This is a genomic window from Enterococcus mundtii, assembly GCF_002947535.1.
Taxonomy (GTDB): domain Bacteria; phylum Bacillota; class Bacilli; order Lactobacillales; family Enterococcaceae; genus Enterococcus_B; species Enterococcus_B mundtii_B.
The window spans coordinates 21707-37628 of sequence record NZ_PUAP01000016.1; the positions used below are offsets into that span (position 1 = coordinate 21707).

The window sequence follows — 15922 nt, forward strand, 5'->3', positions numbered from 1 at the left end:
ACCTTCAAGTATCACCCGCAACTCATAAACCCTCTAAAAAACCATGCTTCGGATTTTTAGAGGGTACTATTTTTGATTTTACGATTTAAATTATTTAATGATAAAACTGAATTCGTGGTCTTCTTCACCACTAATATGATAAGCTTCTTCGACATCCGCTCCCCAAGAATCGATGCCGCCGACGCCTCGAACTTTTGCCAACATCGTGACAACCGTTCGACGTTCTGGAGGCAGCTCTTCAATGTGTGTCGCCTGTTCTAATTCTTCTGCTTTAAACGGTAGTGCCGCAAAAGCAAATGGTGAATCCTTTTGTTCAAATCGTAAGGAAAACTCTTCCTGACTTTTATCTGCATTGTTCAATGTGGTATTACGAGTGATCTCTAACCACTTGGTATCCATATGGACGCCACAATCTTGTGGCACCAAATAAGGTGGGATCGGTAACCCTTTTACATGATAAATCCCAGGTATGCCACCAGCTTTTCGGTCCGGATAAGTTTCACCTGACAGCCCTTCGTAATCGAAATGAGTGGCTTTCGTTGGCATGATCATGCGAAATCCTATTACTGGCAGTTCGGGTAATCCTTCTTTGCCATGATAGTGCATGTTCACGTGGAGATCCCCTTGTTCATTGACACGATATGTCATATCGACGGTCGTTTGTGGTGTCGTATTGATTGCTAATGTGAAGGTGATCTCGGCTGTATTCGCATACTCTTGATTGCTGTAACGATTATTGACTGGTGCGATCGGTAGTTCAATGGCTTGATCGTTTATTGCAACTTGGATTGCTTCCACTTTTAGATACAACCCTGCCCCAAGCCACATACTGGAGCGATAACCAAAGCCATTTCCTCGATCATTATCTGTCAATGCTCGCCAAAAAGTCGGTTGCGTTTCACGATAAAGCCATTCTTTCCCATTCTTTTTGAGGGATTCCAAACCGCCTCGTGTGTAGGAAAAGATATAATGTTTTCCTTCTGTTTTGATTCCTAAGGTGCAGTCGCCATAAATGATCCTCAATTTAGGAGCTGTATTTGCCATAATAGTATCTTACCTCCTGTAATGCTGGTTTTTCTTGTCCATTTGCAAAAACGATGCCATTTCCTGAAAACTCATAATCACTTGGACGATCATCAAAATCGCCGCCGTAACGCATGACTTTGCGATTTGTCACTGGATCGATCATTTCAAGCGCTTGATCTTTAAAATCCCAAATATAACCGCCTTGATACATCTCATATTTGTCTAATAGTGCCATATAAGACCCTAACCCACCTAACGAATTTCCCATATCGTGCATGTACTCGCATAAGATATATGGTTTATCTGCTTGGTTCTCTAGATAATCAGCCACCGCCGCAGGTGTTGCATACATACTACTTTTCATATCAGACACAGAAGCTTCAAATGCAGGATCGACATAATTGCCCTCATAATGCACCAAACGGTCTGGATCAACCTCCTTGAAGTATTCATTCATCAAGCGAATATTCTCCCCTACATAAGACTCGTTGCCTAAGGACCAGAACAAGATACTGGTGTGGTTTTTGAAGGTTTCAAAATTGGTTTTTGCACGATCCAGCACCACTTCTCGCCATTGCGGGATTCCTCTTGGCACGTTATAAGATGCCTCAAAAGCACCCATTTTTTGCCACGAACCATGTGATTCTAAATTGGTTTCCGCCATCACGTGGATACCTGCTTGGTCGCAGAGGAAATACCAAGGAATCTGGTTTGGATAATGTGAGGTCCGCACACCATTGATGTTGGCATTTTTAATCACTGCCAGATCCTTTTCCATGTCAGCTAAAGTGATCGCCCGTCCTGTTTTTTCACTCCACTCATGACGATTGACGCCATTGATGATCAAGCGTTTTCCATTCAGATACATCACTTTATCTTTTAACTCGATCTTGCGAAACCCGAATGGATACTCGACATATTCAGTCACTCCGTTACCATCACTGGTTTCGATTTCCAATGTGTAGAGATTTGGTGAAAAATGATCCCATAACACCACTTCACCTAGATCCATGCTAAGCTGCATCGTTTCGGCGATCGTATGCTTTTCTTCATAGATCGTTTGCTTGTCTAAATCAAGGACTCTCACCTCTAAGTCACTTTCAACAGCGAGATTTTCAAAAGACAAGGACACATCCAATTTCCCTTTTTGATACGTGTCATCTAATTGAGGGCGTAACCACAAGTCTTCTAAATGATTCTTGCCACGAGCAATCAAGACGACATCCCGAAAAATCCCAAAGAAACGGAAAAAATCTTGGTCTTCTAAAAAGGCAGCTGTGCTACGTTTGTGGACTTCGACTGCCAAACGATTCTCTTCTTCTAGATAAGGAGTTAAATCAAATTCCGACGGTGTAAAAGAATCTTCTGCATAACCAACGAAATGACCATTCAACCACACATACATGGCTTGTTCGACACCTTCAAAACGAATCGTGATGTCTTTTCCTATCAATCCTTCTGCCAATTGGAAAGTCGTGACATAAGAACCCACTGGATTTTCTTCAGCTTGAGAGAACATCCCTGCCATTTCCTTTTCTGAAGCAGTTGTATAAGCAGGACGACGAAACTCATGACCTTCCCATGGATACATCGTGTTGATGTAATGGATCTTATCGTAATCACTTAGTTCAATGTGTCCAGGTACATGGATCATGTCGAATGAATGATCGTCAAACTTTTGTTCAAAAAAATCTTTTGGGCGTTTTTCCGCATTTTCAGAAAAACAAAAACGCCATTCACCATTTAGCGACTGTATGCGAGAGCTTTGACTTCTCGTTTCTTCTTTTGAAGCGTAGACCGTATGATCGCTATGCGCCTTTCGTTGATTCACTCGAAAAACTTGTGGATCATCTAACCAATCAATTGATGCTTGCATTTTCTTCTTCCTTTCCTGTAGCTATTTTTTCAAAGTGCAACATTTCCGTTTGAAAATCGCCATAAAAATCAGGGAAATAAAGCCCCATCGTCATTAACTCCGAGCCTGAATAAATCAATGAACTTTTACGTTCACGATACATCCCCTCCTTTAAATCAACTAAACGGATCTCATGGAAAAGCGGTTGTCCAGAAGTTAATCGTCGTGCCATAAAGACAACGATCTCCTTTTTATTTGGAGAAACAAATTGCCACGCCGCAATATTTTGTTCAAAGGGATTTTCTAAGCGGTCAAATTTCCCTTGCTGGACTGTCTGCCGAATTGCTTTATACGTGCTGATCTGTTCTTTGATGATCCTCTTTTCTTGTTCGTCTAATGCGGTCAAATCTAGTTCATAACCAAATACCCCGCTCATCGCGACATCCCCGCGTGTCTTTAAATCTGTCACACGGCCACTTTGGTGGTTAGGTGATGCGGAGACGTGGGCACCCATGGAAGAAATCGGGTAGCCAAGACTCGTGCCGTATTGGATGTCGATCCGTTCCATTGCATCGGTATTGTCACTTGTCCAGGATTGTGGCATATAATAAAGGATGCCTGCGTCAAACCGACCACCGCCACCTGAACATCCCTCCCATAAGATATCTGGGTAAGCTGTGGTCAACTCTTCTAATAGCTCATATAATCCTAAAACATAGCGGTGATAGACCTCTCCTTGATTGTCCACGTATGCAGAGTAAACATCTGATAAGGAGCGATTCATATCCCATTTGATATAATCGATCGGTACCTCATCCAAAATCTTTCGCAACTGCTGACTGATCGAATCTCGCACTTCTTTTCGTGTAAAATCCAGAACAAATTGAGAGCGAGATGCCGCCGGTGTACGTGCCGGTTCTTGCATCAAATAATCAGGTGTCTGACGGTATAAGTCAGAATCAATCGAGATCATTTCAGGTTCGACCCATAGACCAAATTTTAGCCCTTTTTCATGAGCGTACTCTGCAATGCCTTTCAAACCATTCGCCAATTTCCCTTCATATTCGAACCAGTCACCTAAAGACGAAGTATCCGCATCTCTTTTCCCAAACCAACCGTCATCTAAGACGAACATTTCCATACCTAGTGCTGCTGCTTCATCGATCAGTGCTTCGATTTTTTTACTAGTAAAGTCAAAATAAGTCGCTTCCCAATTATTGACTAAAATTGGTCGTGGTTCATACTGATGTTTCCCACGTGCTACACGTTCTCGCAATAAGGTATGGTGTATGTGGCTCATTCCATTTAATCCCTCGTCTGAATAAGAAAGGATCATTTCAGGAGTTTGAAACTCAGCTTCGGCTGAAAGTTGCCATTGGAACTGATACGCATTAATGCCACCAACGATTCTTACTTGGTCGATTTGATCTTTTTCGATCTCGAATGCATGATTGCCAGAATAGATAAACTGTAGACCAATTGCCTCTCCAAGACTTTCCGTCGTATGGGTATGTGTCAAAGCGATAAAATTGTTCATTTGATGACTACTACTTCCTCGCCGACTTTCAAAAGATTTCACCCCCTCAGTGATCCGTTGTCTTGAAATCAAACGCTCTCTAGCGTGGGCTCCAGGTAAGGCAATCACTTCAGTAAATCTGCCTGAATTCGTCAAATCTAATTGAAAAGAAGCTGCTTTATCTAACCAGATCGTTTGGTTAGTTTGATTACGATATTTCACAGAACGGATGATCGCACCACGTTTTTCGTAGATCGTATAAAAGAGATCCACGTAGATCGGCAACTCCCGATCTTTTAATGTGATACACAACGTTTGTGCTTCCTGTTCCTCCAATACATAGGTTTGTGGTAAACCGGAAAGCTTTGGTTTACCTTGGATGATTTGATACGTTTCATATCTTAAATCAAGCAAGCTAGACCCATTCTCACGTGTGATGATCGTGGCAGGTATGCGATAATCCATACTTCCGTGTCCTGAAAATTCTTGTGGCAGAGTATCTTTTGAAAATGCTCGCTCATCATGCAAAGGAACATTTCCTGAAAAACCGCGATCTCTTCTTGGATATTTTTTGTTATCCGTATAATTGCTCACTTTCTTACCAAAATGGACATGCGTCAACACACCAGATTCTTCGATTTTCATCACATAAGAAATCAATGGATTCGACAAATGAAAAACATTTGTTTCTGAATCGAATACAATCAGTGATTTTCTTTTCATTTCTTCACCTCACAAATTTTTAGAAACCGTTTACTTTTTAACTAACTCCTGTATACTGTTTACTAAACATATTTGTCAATAACTTTTTTTATATTTTTTAAAGGGGTGATTTTATGGTAGGGATTCGTGATGTCGCTCGAAAAGCGAATGTCTCTCCTGCAACTGTTTCACGCGTGTTGAATCAAGATAAGACGATCCATGTCGCACCAGAAACAAAGAAACGAATTTTTGAAGTCGCTGAAAAACTGAACTATGATATCAATAAACGGAAATATATCAAAAAACGAATGCCATCGATCGGTGTGATCTCGACGATCAGTAAGGCGAGTGAAGCACAGGATGTCTATTATAAGGAATTACGCACGGGTTTAGAAGAAGAAGCGAACCGCCTCCATATTGGCATGAATCGGATCTACAATCTCTCAGACAATCCCAAGGAATGGAAAGATTTAGATCAATTAGGAGCGATCATCGTAGTTGGAACAGTGACGAAACAGTCGATCACTGATCTATTAGCACAAAATCAGCATTTGATCGTCGTCGATAACCCGGATATCCAACAAGAAGTCGATATGGTTTATGGAGATTTAGAGCGAATGACCAAAGCTGTGTTAGAGTTATTTTTAGAGAATGGCCATCAACGGATCGCCTATATCGGCGGCTACCAAGTCGACATGGATGAACGAGGAGGCAAGACGATCAATCCAGACGAAAAACGCGTACGTGCCTATCTGCATTTTATGTCCGATCATCAGTTACAAGACTACAGTGCGCACTATCTCGGAAATTGGACCGAAGAAGAAGGTGAACGCCTAGCAGAAGAACTCATCCAAAGCACAGCTCCACTTCCAACCGCTCTACTAGTAGGAAGCGATCCAATGGCAATCGGCGTCTATCGCACAATGAAAAAACACCATGTGACCATCGGTAAAGACCTGATGATCGCCAGCTTCGACAACATTGAAGCAGCCAGTAAACTAACCCCTGGCTTGACCACCGTTCAAATCAATGCCAAATCCATTGGAAAAGCCGCCGTTCGCTTAGCCGTCGAAAGAATCGACCAAATCCGCGACGAACCCATTATTTTGACCTACCCCACCCGATTAGTGGTAAGAGAAAGCTTTGTACCCAAGAGGTCGTGAAAGGCGCGTTCAGCACTGAGGCATAAGATAAAAAAAAATAGAAAATGGCTCTTTCATTTTTTATTTTTTTGGCTTATGTCCGAAGTGTTGCGCCTTGAACACCGTTTATCGGAGGTCGTGAGAAAGCCGTTCTGCTCCGAGCAGTAAGGCGGAAATTGGGAAAATAGCTTCTCATATTTTTTCAAGTTCCGACTTAATGTCGTAGGAGTTGGCTTTCGAATACCGTTTATCGGAGGTCGTGAAAGGCGCGTTCTGACCTGAACAGTAAGATAGAAAATCGGAAAATAGCTCCTCATATTTTTCGATTTTTTAGCTTAGTGTTGAAGGTTAGCTCATTGAACACCGTTTATCAGAGGTCGTGAGAAAGCCGTTCAGCTCCGAGCAGGTAGACTGAAAAGCAGAGAAGAGGTCGGGACAGAAGTGTTCAGCCTCGAGAAATAAGGCGCCATCCACGAAAATTGTTCTTCAAATTTTTGTGGATGGCGCCTTATTTCCGAAGAGGTTACTTCTGCTCCCGCCGTTTATTCGGTTTTAGGTGGTGGGAGAGAACTAATGTCCCACTCTCTTCTCTGAAGGCTATGTTATTCGACTATTCCTTAATTCCAGACCTCTTCTGCAATACTTTTGATCAGTGCGATTTTTTCCCATTGTGCTTCTTCCGTCAAAATATTCCCCTCTTCGGTGGAGGCAAATCCGCATTGTGGACTTAAACATAGCTGATCTAAAGGTAAATAGCGAGTAGCTTCATAAATACGTTCGATGATTTTTTGACGATCCTCAAGTTCGCCAGATTTTGAGGTTATCAATCCTAATACTACGAGTTTTCCTTCACTAACTTTCGCAAGTGGTTCAAAACCGCCTGAACGATCATTGTCATATTCTAAATAATAAGCATGAACATTTTCTTCTGTAAATAATGGCTCAGCTACTGCTTCATATCCTCCGGCTGCCGCCCAAGTGGAGTGATAATTACCACGACAGACATGCGTATTCAAAATCAGGTCCTGCGGTTGTCCTTCAAGAACAGCATTATTGATTTGAACATAGATCTGCGCCAAGTCTTGCCGAATCTCACTTTCTTCTTTTCCATTCTCAGCCAAGAACCCTTCTGGTAATGGTGCAACGAGTACGCCCCACGTACAGTCATCCAATTGGATCGTTCTAGCGCCTTCTTCATATAGATCCGCGATCACTTGACGGTAAGCTGTTACGATATCTTGAAAAAGTTCTTCGTTTGTCGGATAGATGGCACGAACATGTGGTAAGATATTTGGACGCAACAACTCCACTAACAGCTGAGCTGGGGCTGGGATGGTTTGCTTTACTTCGATTCCCTCGCTCGTATGGGCACGTGTAAACCGAAAATGGTCCACAAAAGGATGGCTCTCTCCTGTGATTTTTTCTGTTACAATGACCGTTCCTGGACGTGTCTCTTCTCCGTGAAACTGATAACCTCGTTCAGGTACAAAAAACTCGACACCTTGTAAGCCAAAGAAAAAGTCCAAATGCCACCAACTCCGACGAAACTCACCATCTGTCACCGCATGTAACCCAACAGCTTCCTGTTTTTTGATCAAATCGATGATGGCTTCATCTTCTACTTCTTTCAAGTCAGTCGCAGAAATCAGCGATTCATTATACGCTTTTCGTGCCTGCTTTAATTTCTCTGGGCGCAAAAAGCTCCCTACGATATCATAACGAAATGGGGATGTTGTACGAATAGTCATTAAAAAATTCCTCCTTAGATTACGTAGTAGATGAAGACCTGATGAAAACAAAAAAACACTCATCCCTTTTGCCAATTTTTGACAAAAGGGACGAATGCCTCGTGTTACCACCCTTATTTACATTATCCTTACAAATAATGCCTCAACGATACCAATAGATATCTGGCGAGTTAACGGTCGCAGTCCGGTTTTACTCATTTACTAGTAAAACAAGCTCCAAGTTCATCTTCACTAAGGTTTCTGGTCTCCTTTTTCACCCACCGGAGTCTCTTTTTACCGTTCGCCATTAGTTACTCTTCTCTTCTACGCTTTGATATTGTCAATTACTATCCCATGTTTACTTTAGAATGTCAATTAATCCTACTCACCCTCACTCACTTCGATCCATGCTCGATAATATTCAAAGGAGATATTTTCTTTTGTCGTATGGGTCAACAAGTATTGACCAATGGCTCGTCCCGAGTGATAACCTTGCTCATACAACTTTTCTTTTACTTCTAATAAATTATTATTTTTTGTATGATCCACTTGCACTTTTAATAGAAATCGTACGTATTTTTTCGTAGGATCGTTCTGCCAGATCGTCTGTGAGCCTGGGAGTTCTTTCGTGTGTTCGTCCGTACAGAACCCGTAAATACCGTTCTGCGTATTTTCTGGAAAAAATATCACAAAACTTGAATAATTTTTTAGATATTCTTTTGAATATAAGATATCATCAGATGCTGCCACAACGATTTTTTGGAAGGGAATTCCTTCTTCAGGAAATTCATTTGGTGGACTATCGATCATTTCTTTTAGCTGATTTTTTCTTGATAAAACTTCTTTATGCTTTTGTTCCAAGATTTTTTTCTCATGATCTAAGCGCTGTTCCGTTTCAGCTAAAATATCGTACATCTCATTTAATGATTTACTATATAGATTTTTCATTTGCTTCATGGGAATATCTAGTTTTCGATAAAAATTGATGTCATATACTTGAAAAATCGCATCAATATCAAACAATCGATACCCATTTTCCTCTTCTCGAGCTGCATGGATCAACCCTTCTGCATCCCAATAGCGAATCGTTGATCTAGGGATATCCAATAACTCTGCTACTTCCCCAATTGAATACAATGTTTTCATAGATTTCACCTCAAGCATAGTTTATGCTTTTTTTCCTTGACCTTCAAGTAACTTTAAGGTGTAGAATGCGTATTTGTCGGGAAAAGGAGGAAACACAATGACATTATTAAAAAAATCTATAAAAAACAATAAAGGAATTGCTCTACTTACTCTTTTATTTATCTGTTTACAACTTCTAGGAACCCTTGGTGTGCCAAAGTTAGTAGCTGATCTCATAGACACAGGGATTGCAAGTGGCGAAGTGAAACAAATCCAACAAATCGGAATTCAAATGTTGATCGTTGCCTTATTAGGATCTTTTGCCGCAGTTGCCTCAAGCTACTATTCTGCTTTGTTAGCCGCTCGATTTGGCTATCAGACACGAGCAAGCTTTTTTAAAAAATTCCAACAATTATCAATGAAAGATGTTGATCAATTTAACACCGGTTCTCTTTTGACTAGAATGACCAATGACGTAGATAATGTCCAACAAATGATCGTCATGTTCTGTCAGATGATCGTCCCAGCACCGATCATTTCGCTATTTACGATTCTGATGATGTTGGAGCATTCCGTCAAGTTGACATTGATCACTTTGGGCTCGATCTTCGTCTATGCTCTAGTCACGTATTATTTAATGAAAAAAGGAACGCCTTTATCTTTGAGTATCCAACCGAAAATGGATCGTGTCACGACAACGCTGCGTGAATTTTTTACAGGTGTCAATATGATCCGTGCCTTTAATAATCAAGACTATGAAGAAAAAAGAACAAATAAGACCTTTGAAAACTACGCGCAACAAATGATTCGTGTCAATCGGATCTTTGCTTGGGTCACACCCATCGCCTTTTTATTGATGGGCATCGTTTATGCTTCTATTTTGTGGTTTGGTGGCGGTTTGGTGGCTAATGGTAGCTTACAAATCGGTACAGTGACTGCCATTGTAGAATATTCGATGTTGACACTTGCCTATTTGATGATTGCCGCAATGGTTCTTGTTATCGTGCCAAAATCAATTTCTTGTCTTAAACGGATTGAAGAAGTATTACACGCTGAAATCGAAATCAAAGATCCCGACCAACCAGAAACTTTATCCTTCGATTCAGTAGATGAAACTTTCTTATCCTTTGAGAATGTCACATTTCGTTATAACGAAACCGCTGATCCTGTGTTGGAAAACATTGATTTTGCCGTCCCAAAAGGAAAAACCACAGCTATTGTTGGTGGAACAGGTTCCGGAAAAAGTACCATTGCAAAATTACTGCTACGTCTAAACGATGTCTCATGTGGGCAAATCAAATTCGCAGGCACCCCGATCACAGAAATGAACCAAGAAACCCTTCGAAGCTATATTAGTTATGTTCCTCAAAAAGCTTTTTTATTTAGTGGAACGATTCGAAGTAATCTATTGATGGGGAATGAACATGCGACAGATGAAGAACTAACCAAAGCAGTTCGCGTCGCACAATTGAATGAAGTCTTAGAAAATCTACCGGATCAATTGGACAGCTTTGTGGCTCAAGGGGGAGATAATTATTCTGGCGGACAAAAACAAAGGATGTGTATCGCTAGAGCGTTAGTTAAACCTGCTGAAATCTATGTCTTTGACGATAGTTTCTCTGCATTGGACTATCGGACAGATGCTAAATTACGCCGTGCGTTGCATCGAGAAATGGCAGATAAAACACTGATCATCGTGGCACAACGTTTAAGTACCATCATGAATGCTGATAATATTATTGTTTTGGATGAAGGACGGATCGTCGGACAAGGCACGCATGAAGCGCTATTGAAAACCAATCGCTCGTATCAGGAATTTGCGAAATCACAAGGTATGTTGAAGGAGGGAGTCGATGGAAATGACTAAAACAACGATAAAAAAACAAAGTTTGAAACGCTTCTGGAAAATGATCCAGCCTGAACATAAAATCTTCTATGGTTCATTACTTTGTAGCTTGGTCGGGAATACATTAGTCGTTGCAATGCCTCTGATCATGGGGATCGGGATCGACCAACTACTCGCCCGTATCCAAGCTGTTGGCTTGCCCCAAATGACTGCGACTGATGTGAAAGAAACATTGCTTTTACCCGTTATCCTGCTGATACTCTTTTCTTTACTGAGTAGCGTCACTTCTTTTATCCAGGAACGAGCAATGGCTTCATTGAGTGAACGAGTAACATTGCGTGTTCGAAAAGAAGTTACGAAAAAATTCAAAGCTTTACCGATGGCTTTTTATGACCGCCATCAAGTCGGCGATATCATTAGTCGCACAACTACTGGCTTGAATCAATTGTCACAAGTATTGTTAACTGGGATCAACCAATTTTTCACTTCTCTAGTAACGATCCTCTTAGCTGGTATCATGTTGTTTTATATCGACATGAAATTAACGTTGCTCGTCCTTGTTTTGATTATTGTCAGCGCGGTTGTCACGACAAAATTCGCCAACAAGAATAAACAAATTTCTGATCATAACCAAGAAGAACTGGGAGATTTGAATAATAAAGCGGAAGAATATTTGACTGGCAATTTGGTGATCAAAGCCTTCAACCAACAAGCATTAGCGATTGAAGAAGTCAATAAAGTGAATGAAAAACAATCGCAAGCTTTCAAAAAAGCGCAATTCATGAATTTTGCGATCTATCCAGCGATTCGTTTGATCAATCAATTAGCGTTTATCGCTAGTGGGATCATTGGCGCAATATCTGTTTTATCTGGTGGTATCACGATTGGTTTCTTGCAAGCCTATTTGCAGTACATCAACCAAATCTCGGAACCAATCTCTACCGCTTCTTATGTCATCAACTCGGTACAATCAGCAATGGCTTCCATCGAACGGATTTTCGAGATCATGGATGAGCCAGAAGAAGCCATTGATCAGGCAGTCGAAAATCCAATCATCACACCACAAGGAGCTATTGAATTCAAACATGTCCGCTTTGGTTATACACCAGAAAAACCGTTGATGAAGGATGTTAACTTCTCAGTCAAACCAAAACAAACAGTTGCTATCGTAGGCCCAACTGGCGCCGGAAAAACAACCCTTGTGAATCTTTTGATGCGCTTTTATGAAATCAATGACGGACAGATTTTATTCGATGGTCATGATATCACTGATTTTCCGCGACATGAATTGCGGAATCTATTCGGGATGGTGCTACAAAATACTTGGCTCTTTGAAGGAACTGTTGCAGAAAATATTGCATATGGTAAAAAAGAGGCAACCAGAGATGAAGTCATTCAAGCAGCAAAAATTGCCCAATGTGATCATTTTATCCGCACATTGCCTCAAGGCTATGACACCATCATCTCAAGCGAAAATGGAGCAATATCCCAAGGGCAACAACAGCTCTTGACGATTGCACGGGTCATTCTAGCTAATCCAGCAGTCGTAATATTAGATGAAGCAACATCGAGTGTTGATACACGTACGGAAGCGTTGATCCAAGAAGCAATGAATGCTTTGACTAAAAACCGGACAAGTTTCGTGATTGCCCACCGCCTTTCTACGATTGAACATGCGGATATGATCGTAGTGATGCAAAACGGAGATATCATTGAAACAGGAACACATACAGAACTATTACAACAACCAACACTTTACGCAAGCTTATACAACAGCCAATTTCAAAATAGTTGAGTCACAAAAAGCCAACTTAGTCTAGGTTCATTCCGAAACTAAGTTGGCTTTTTGATCTTATAGAATCAATCTTTACGATTTTTCTTTTTATTGTAGATATAAGTTCCGATTGCTCCACCAACTAGGGCTAAACCAAGAACTGCTGCACTAGATTGGATCTCACCCGTTTTTGGCAAGTTTTTTGCTGCATTTCCTTGGGCTTGTTTTTGTTGTATCGCAGGGGTATTGCCTGTTTTCTTTTGCTGAGTATTCCCTCCGCCTGTGTTTGCATTCCCTCCTGCAGTTCCTCGTTTACTTACTGTCACTTGACTTATTTCTGAAGCTGAACCATTCGTATAAGTGATCGTGTACGTTCCTTCTTTGTTGGTATCAACGGTTCCTGATACCATGCTTTCATCAAATGCAAGGGTGAATCCTGCACGATTTGTCGCAGATACGAAACCATCGATCGGCTTCCATGTATCACCGACATATAACTGGAGATCTTTTGTCACCATTGTTTCTCCGTTTTCTTTTACAACGACCATCACTTCCTCTGTCGCTCGACCGTTGGTATAAGTAACCGGATAATCTCCAGCTTTTGTGGTATCCACTGTCCCACTCACCATGCTTTCATCAAAAGCGATCATCTCACCGTCTTTATTAGTGGCAGACACAAATTGATCGCCTGGGGACCATTTATCCCCGACATAAAGACTACCATTTTGCGCTTGGATCGTTTCTTTATTTTCAACGACGGTCACTGTGATTCGTTGAGTAGCTTCACCATTTGTATAAGTAATGATGAAGTTTCCTGTTCGCCCAGTGTCAACGGTACCTGACACCATACTTTCATCAAATGGCAAATTCTCACCTGCTCTGTTCGTCGCTGAGACAAAATTATCACGAGGATGCCAAACATCACCTGTATGGATCCTTGAATCGGTTGCCTTGATCGCTTCTTGACTAGCAACGACTGTCACTGTGATCTCACGACTGAGCGTCCCAACGGTATAGGTGATTTTGTACTCGCCTACCTGTGTCGTATCAACTTCGCCACTGACCATGTTTTCATCAAATGGCACAGCTTCACCCGTTTGATCAGTCGCTGAAACAAAATTATCACTTGGCGTCCATGTATCACCTACAATAATCGTCGAATCGATGACTTGAAGGGATTCTTGGCTTTCTTCGACGGTGACATTGATCTGTTGACTCGCAGAACCATTGGTATAAGTCACTGGATAGACTCCTGCTGTCGTAGTATCCACTGTACCACTGACCATACTTTCATCAAAAGGAATTGATTCTCCATTTGGATCGGTCGCTAAGACAAAATTGTCGATCGGTTCCCAACTATCGCCAACATAGATCGTTGAATCGATTGCGTGGATCGACTCACTGGCAATCGGTTGCCAAACATAGGTATCCGCCATACTGTTTTGATAAGTCGTCATCAGTGACGAAGAACTCAATACATGCTCACCAAGAGGGATCTCTTCTGTACCAGATCCCACATTTTGCCAATACCCCGTATGCTCTTCTGTAGCGAGCAACTCAGGAATATTGGTATCGGTCAAAGAATAGAACTGGATACCTAAAGAAATTTTGGATAAGGAGGTTGTACCAGCAAACATCTCTTGCTGCAACTGCACCTTACCAGTTTTAAAATGGGATAGATCTAATTCAGTGATATTTTGACAATTTCTAAACATCCCTCGCATGAAGCGGATATTTTCTGTATCGAAACCACTGACATCGATCGTATTCAAATTGATGCAATCAGCAAACATAAAACTCATCGTTGTTACATTAGTTGTTGAAAAATTCGTAACATCTAACTCTGTCAGACTTGAACAACCGAAGAACATATAGAACATGGAAGTCACGTTTGTCGTATCAAAGCGAGTAACATCGAGTTCTGTCAAACCGGAACAACCATGGAACATATAATGCATGAACATAACATTGCTCGTATCAAAATGAGTCACATCTAACGCTTGTAATCCCGAACAGCCATGGAACATGAAGGACATTTCTGTTGCTTGACTCGTTACAAAACTAGAAAGATCCAGTTGAGCCAATCCGGAACAACCGCGGAACATATGACTGAAATTCGTCACGTTAGCTGTTTGAAAACCAGTTACATCCAATGTCGTCAAGGCAGAGCAATCATAAAACATGTAGCTCATGTTCGACACGTTCATCGTGTTAAAACTGGATAGATCTAATGAAGTCAATCCGCTCATCCCATAAAATATATGGCTCATTTCAGTGACATTCGCTGTGTTGAAGTTGCTTAGATCGAGCGTGCTGACAGAAGACACCCCATTGAACATATAATTCATGGAGCGAACATTCTGAGTGTCGAAAGTAGATAGGTCTAATGACGTCAACTGAGAACACCATGCAAAGAAATAATCCATATTCGTGACTTGACTTGTATCTAAATTGGATAAATTCTCGATCGTCGTTAGCTGATTCATATCAAAAAATAATCCTAATGATTCAGCATTTGCTACCACGGGGCCAGTAAGAACTACTTTTTTGATAAGTGAACGGTGAGGAAACCAAGGTGCACGAGCCGCCGACGTTGTTTCTCCTAATATCCCTGCATCTATGTACAAAACACCTTCTTGGTCGATCCGCCAGGGACTGCTACCAAACACACCAGATGCCAATTGGTCTTCTGTTCCTTGTATCTCAAAACATTCCGTCTTGGCATTTGGATCTGGAATAACTGGGTCACTTGAAATATCCGTCACTTCTTGTTCCACAGTGGTGGGGATTGTCGAATCGCCAGTAGATTGCTCTACCTCAGCATTTACATCTGCCGTTGTTTCTGTGGTAGGTTCTGTGGGTGCTTCTGATGGAACAGTCGCTGAGGATTCTGGTGTTTCGCTTATTTGCTGCTCATCCATCGCTTCGTTTTCTGCTGTTTCCATCACGCTGTTCTCTGTTGGTTCTTCGATGGTCGAACTTACTAGCTCTTCTGTCATCTGTCCACTGTCTAAGTGATCAGCAAACGTCATGATACTCTGTTGGGATGCGTTCATGAGTAATAACATTGAAGCTGTCACTTTTACTATTTTTCTGTGGTCCATTGTTTATTCAACTCCTCAAATTATAGAAAGATAAAAAAACATCCAACTAAATTTTACCGTAATCCGTGAAAGAAAATTTTTTATTTTTTTTTTTTTGAAAAAAAT

Annotated in this window: 9 protein-coding genes and 1 other annotated feature; of the genes, 3 read left to right on the forward strand and 6 right to left on the reverse strand. The window is 41.2% G+C overall.

Annotated elements, in window-relative coordinates; all coding sequences use genetic code 11:
- Positions 1 to 90 precede the first annotated feature (90 nt).
- The 3 genes from CUS89_RS04415 to CUS89_RS04425 are packed head-to-tail and all read right to left on the reverse strand — an operon-like array spanning position 91 to position 5120.
- Positions 91 to 1044 carry a beta-galactosidase small subunit gene (locus CUS89_RS04415; RefSeq protein WP_104871189.1) on the reverse strand — a complete coding sequence of 318 codons (954 nt, stop codon included), beginning with the start codon at positions 1042 to 1044 and terminating at the stop codon, positions 91 to 93.
- Positions 1025 to 2902: a glycoside hydrolase family 2 TIM barrel-domain containing protein gene (locus CUS89_RS04420; protein WP_104871190.1), complete on the reverse strand. Its 1878-nt coding sequence runs from the start codon at positions 2900 to 2902 to the stop codon at positions 1025 to 1027. Before CUS89_RS04420 ends, CUS89_RS04415 begins: the two co-directional genes overlap by 20 nt.
- Complete coding sequence (locus CUS89_RS04425; RefSeq protein WP_104871191.1) at positions 2886 to 5120, reverse strand: alpha-galactosidase; 2235 nt, start codon at positions 5118 to 5120, stop codon at positions 2886 to 2888. The genes CUS89_RS04420 and CUS89_RS04425 overlap by 17 nt, the downstream gene beginning before the upstream one ends.
- Positions 5121 to 5233: 113 nt before the next feature.
- Here CUS89_RS04425 and CUS89_RS04430 point away from each other — a divergent pair, with 113 nt between their 5' ends.
- On the forward strand, positions 5234 to 6262 hold the full coding sequence (locus CUS89_RS04430) for a LacI family DNA-binding transcriptional regulator (RefSeq protein WP_104871192.1): 1029 nt from the start codon (positions 5234 to 5236) through the stop codon (positions 6260 to 6262).
- 596 nt (positions 6263 to 6858) lie between these two features.
- On the opposite strand, the gene CUS89_RS04440 is transcribed toward CUS89_RS04430, so the two are convergent.
- Positions 6859 to 7989: a 5-methyltetrahydropteroyltriglutamate--homocysteine S-methyltransferase gene (locus CUS89_RS04440; protein WP_104871193.1), complete on the reverse strand. Its 1131-nt coding sequence runs from the start codon at positions 7987 to 7989 to the stop codon at positions 6859 to 6861.
- An 83-nt stretch (positions 7990 to 8072) separates the two neighbouring features.
- Positions 8073 to 8304 (reverse strand) — a binding site (T-box leader).
- A gap of 45 nt (positions 8305 to 8349) precedes the next feature.
- A complete protein-coding gene (locus CUS89_RS04445) occupies positions 8350 to 9114 on the reverse strand; it encodes a MerR family transcriptional regulator (RefSeq protein WP_104871194.1) in 765 nt (254 codons plus the stop codon).
- Positions 9115 to 9211: 97 nt separating this feature from the next.
- Here CUS89_RS04445 and CUS89_RS04450 point away from each other — a divergent pair, with 97 nt between their 5' ends.
- Together CUS89_RS04450 and CUS89_RS04455 are read left to right on the forward strand one after the other, a co-directional pair.
- Entirely contained in the window at positions 9212 to 10960 is a 1749-nt protein-coding gene (locus CUS89_RS04450; RefSeq protein ID WP_104871195.1) for an ABC transporter ATP-binding protein, read from the forward strand.
- Positions 10947 to 12734, forward strand: coding sequence for an ABC transporter ATP-binding protein (locus tag CUS89_RS04455; protein WP_104871196.1), 1788 nt, complete (start codon positions 10947 to 10949; stop codon positions 12732 to 12734). The genes CUS89_RS04450 and CUS89_RS04455 overlap by 14 nt, the downstream gene beginning before the upstream one ends.
- A gap of 65 nt (positions 12735 to 12799) precedes the next feature.
- Here the strand turns inward: CUS89_RS04455 and CUS89_RS04460 are convergent, their stop codons facing one another.
- A complete protein-coding gene (locus CUS89_RS04460) occupies positions 12800 to 15817 on the reverse strand; it encodes a bacterial Ig-like domain-containing protein (protein ID WP_104871197.1) in 3018 nt (1005 codons plus the stop codon).
- Between the last annotated feature and the right edge of the window lie 105 nt (positions 15818 to 15922).

Excerpts from the sequence above, each read along its gene's own strand:
- CUS89_RS04445 (WP_104871194.1), bottom strand. The coding sequence starts at position 9,114 with ATGAAAACATTGTATTCAATTGGGGAAGTAGCAGAGTTATTGGATATC.
- CUS89_RS04430 (WP_104871192.1), top strand. The coding sequence starts at position 5,234 with ATGGTAGGGATTCGTGATGTCGCTCGAAAAGCGAATGTCTCTCCTGCA.
- CUS89_RS04460 (WP_104871197.1), bottom strand. The coding sequence starts at position 15,817 with ATGGACCACAGAAAAATAGTAAAAGTGACAGCTTCAATGTTATTACTC.
- CUS89_RS04440 (WP_104871193.1), bottom strand. The coding sequence starts at position 7,989 with ATGACTATTCGTACAACATCCCCATTTCGTTATGATATCGTAGGGAGC.
- CUS89_RS04450 (WP_104871195.1), top strand. The coding sequence starts at position 9,212 with ATGACATTATTAAAAAAATCTATAAAAAACAATAAAGGAATTGCTCTA.
- CUS89_RS04420 (WP_104871190.1), bottom strand. The coding sequence starts at position 2,902 with ATGCAAGCATCAATTGATTGGTTAGATGATCCACAAGTTTTTCGAGTG.
- CUS89_RS04425 (WP_104871191.1), bottom strand. The coding sequence starts at position 5,120 with ATGAAAAGAAAATCACTGATTGTATTCGATTCAGAAACAAATGTTTTT.
- CUS89_RS04415 (WP_104871189.1), bottom strand. The coding sequence starts at position 1,044 with ATGGCAAATACAGCTCCTAAATTGAGGATCATTTATGGCGACTGCACC.
- CUS89_RS04455 (WP_104871196.1), top strand. The coding sequence starts at position 10,947 with ATGGAAATGACTAAAACAACGATAAAAAAACAAAGTTTGAAACGCTTC.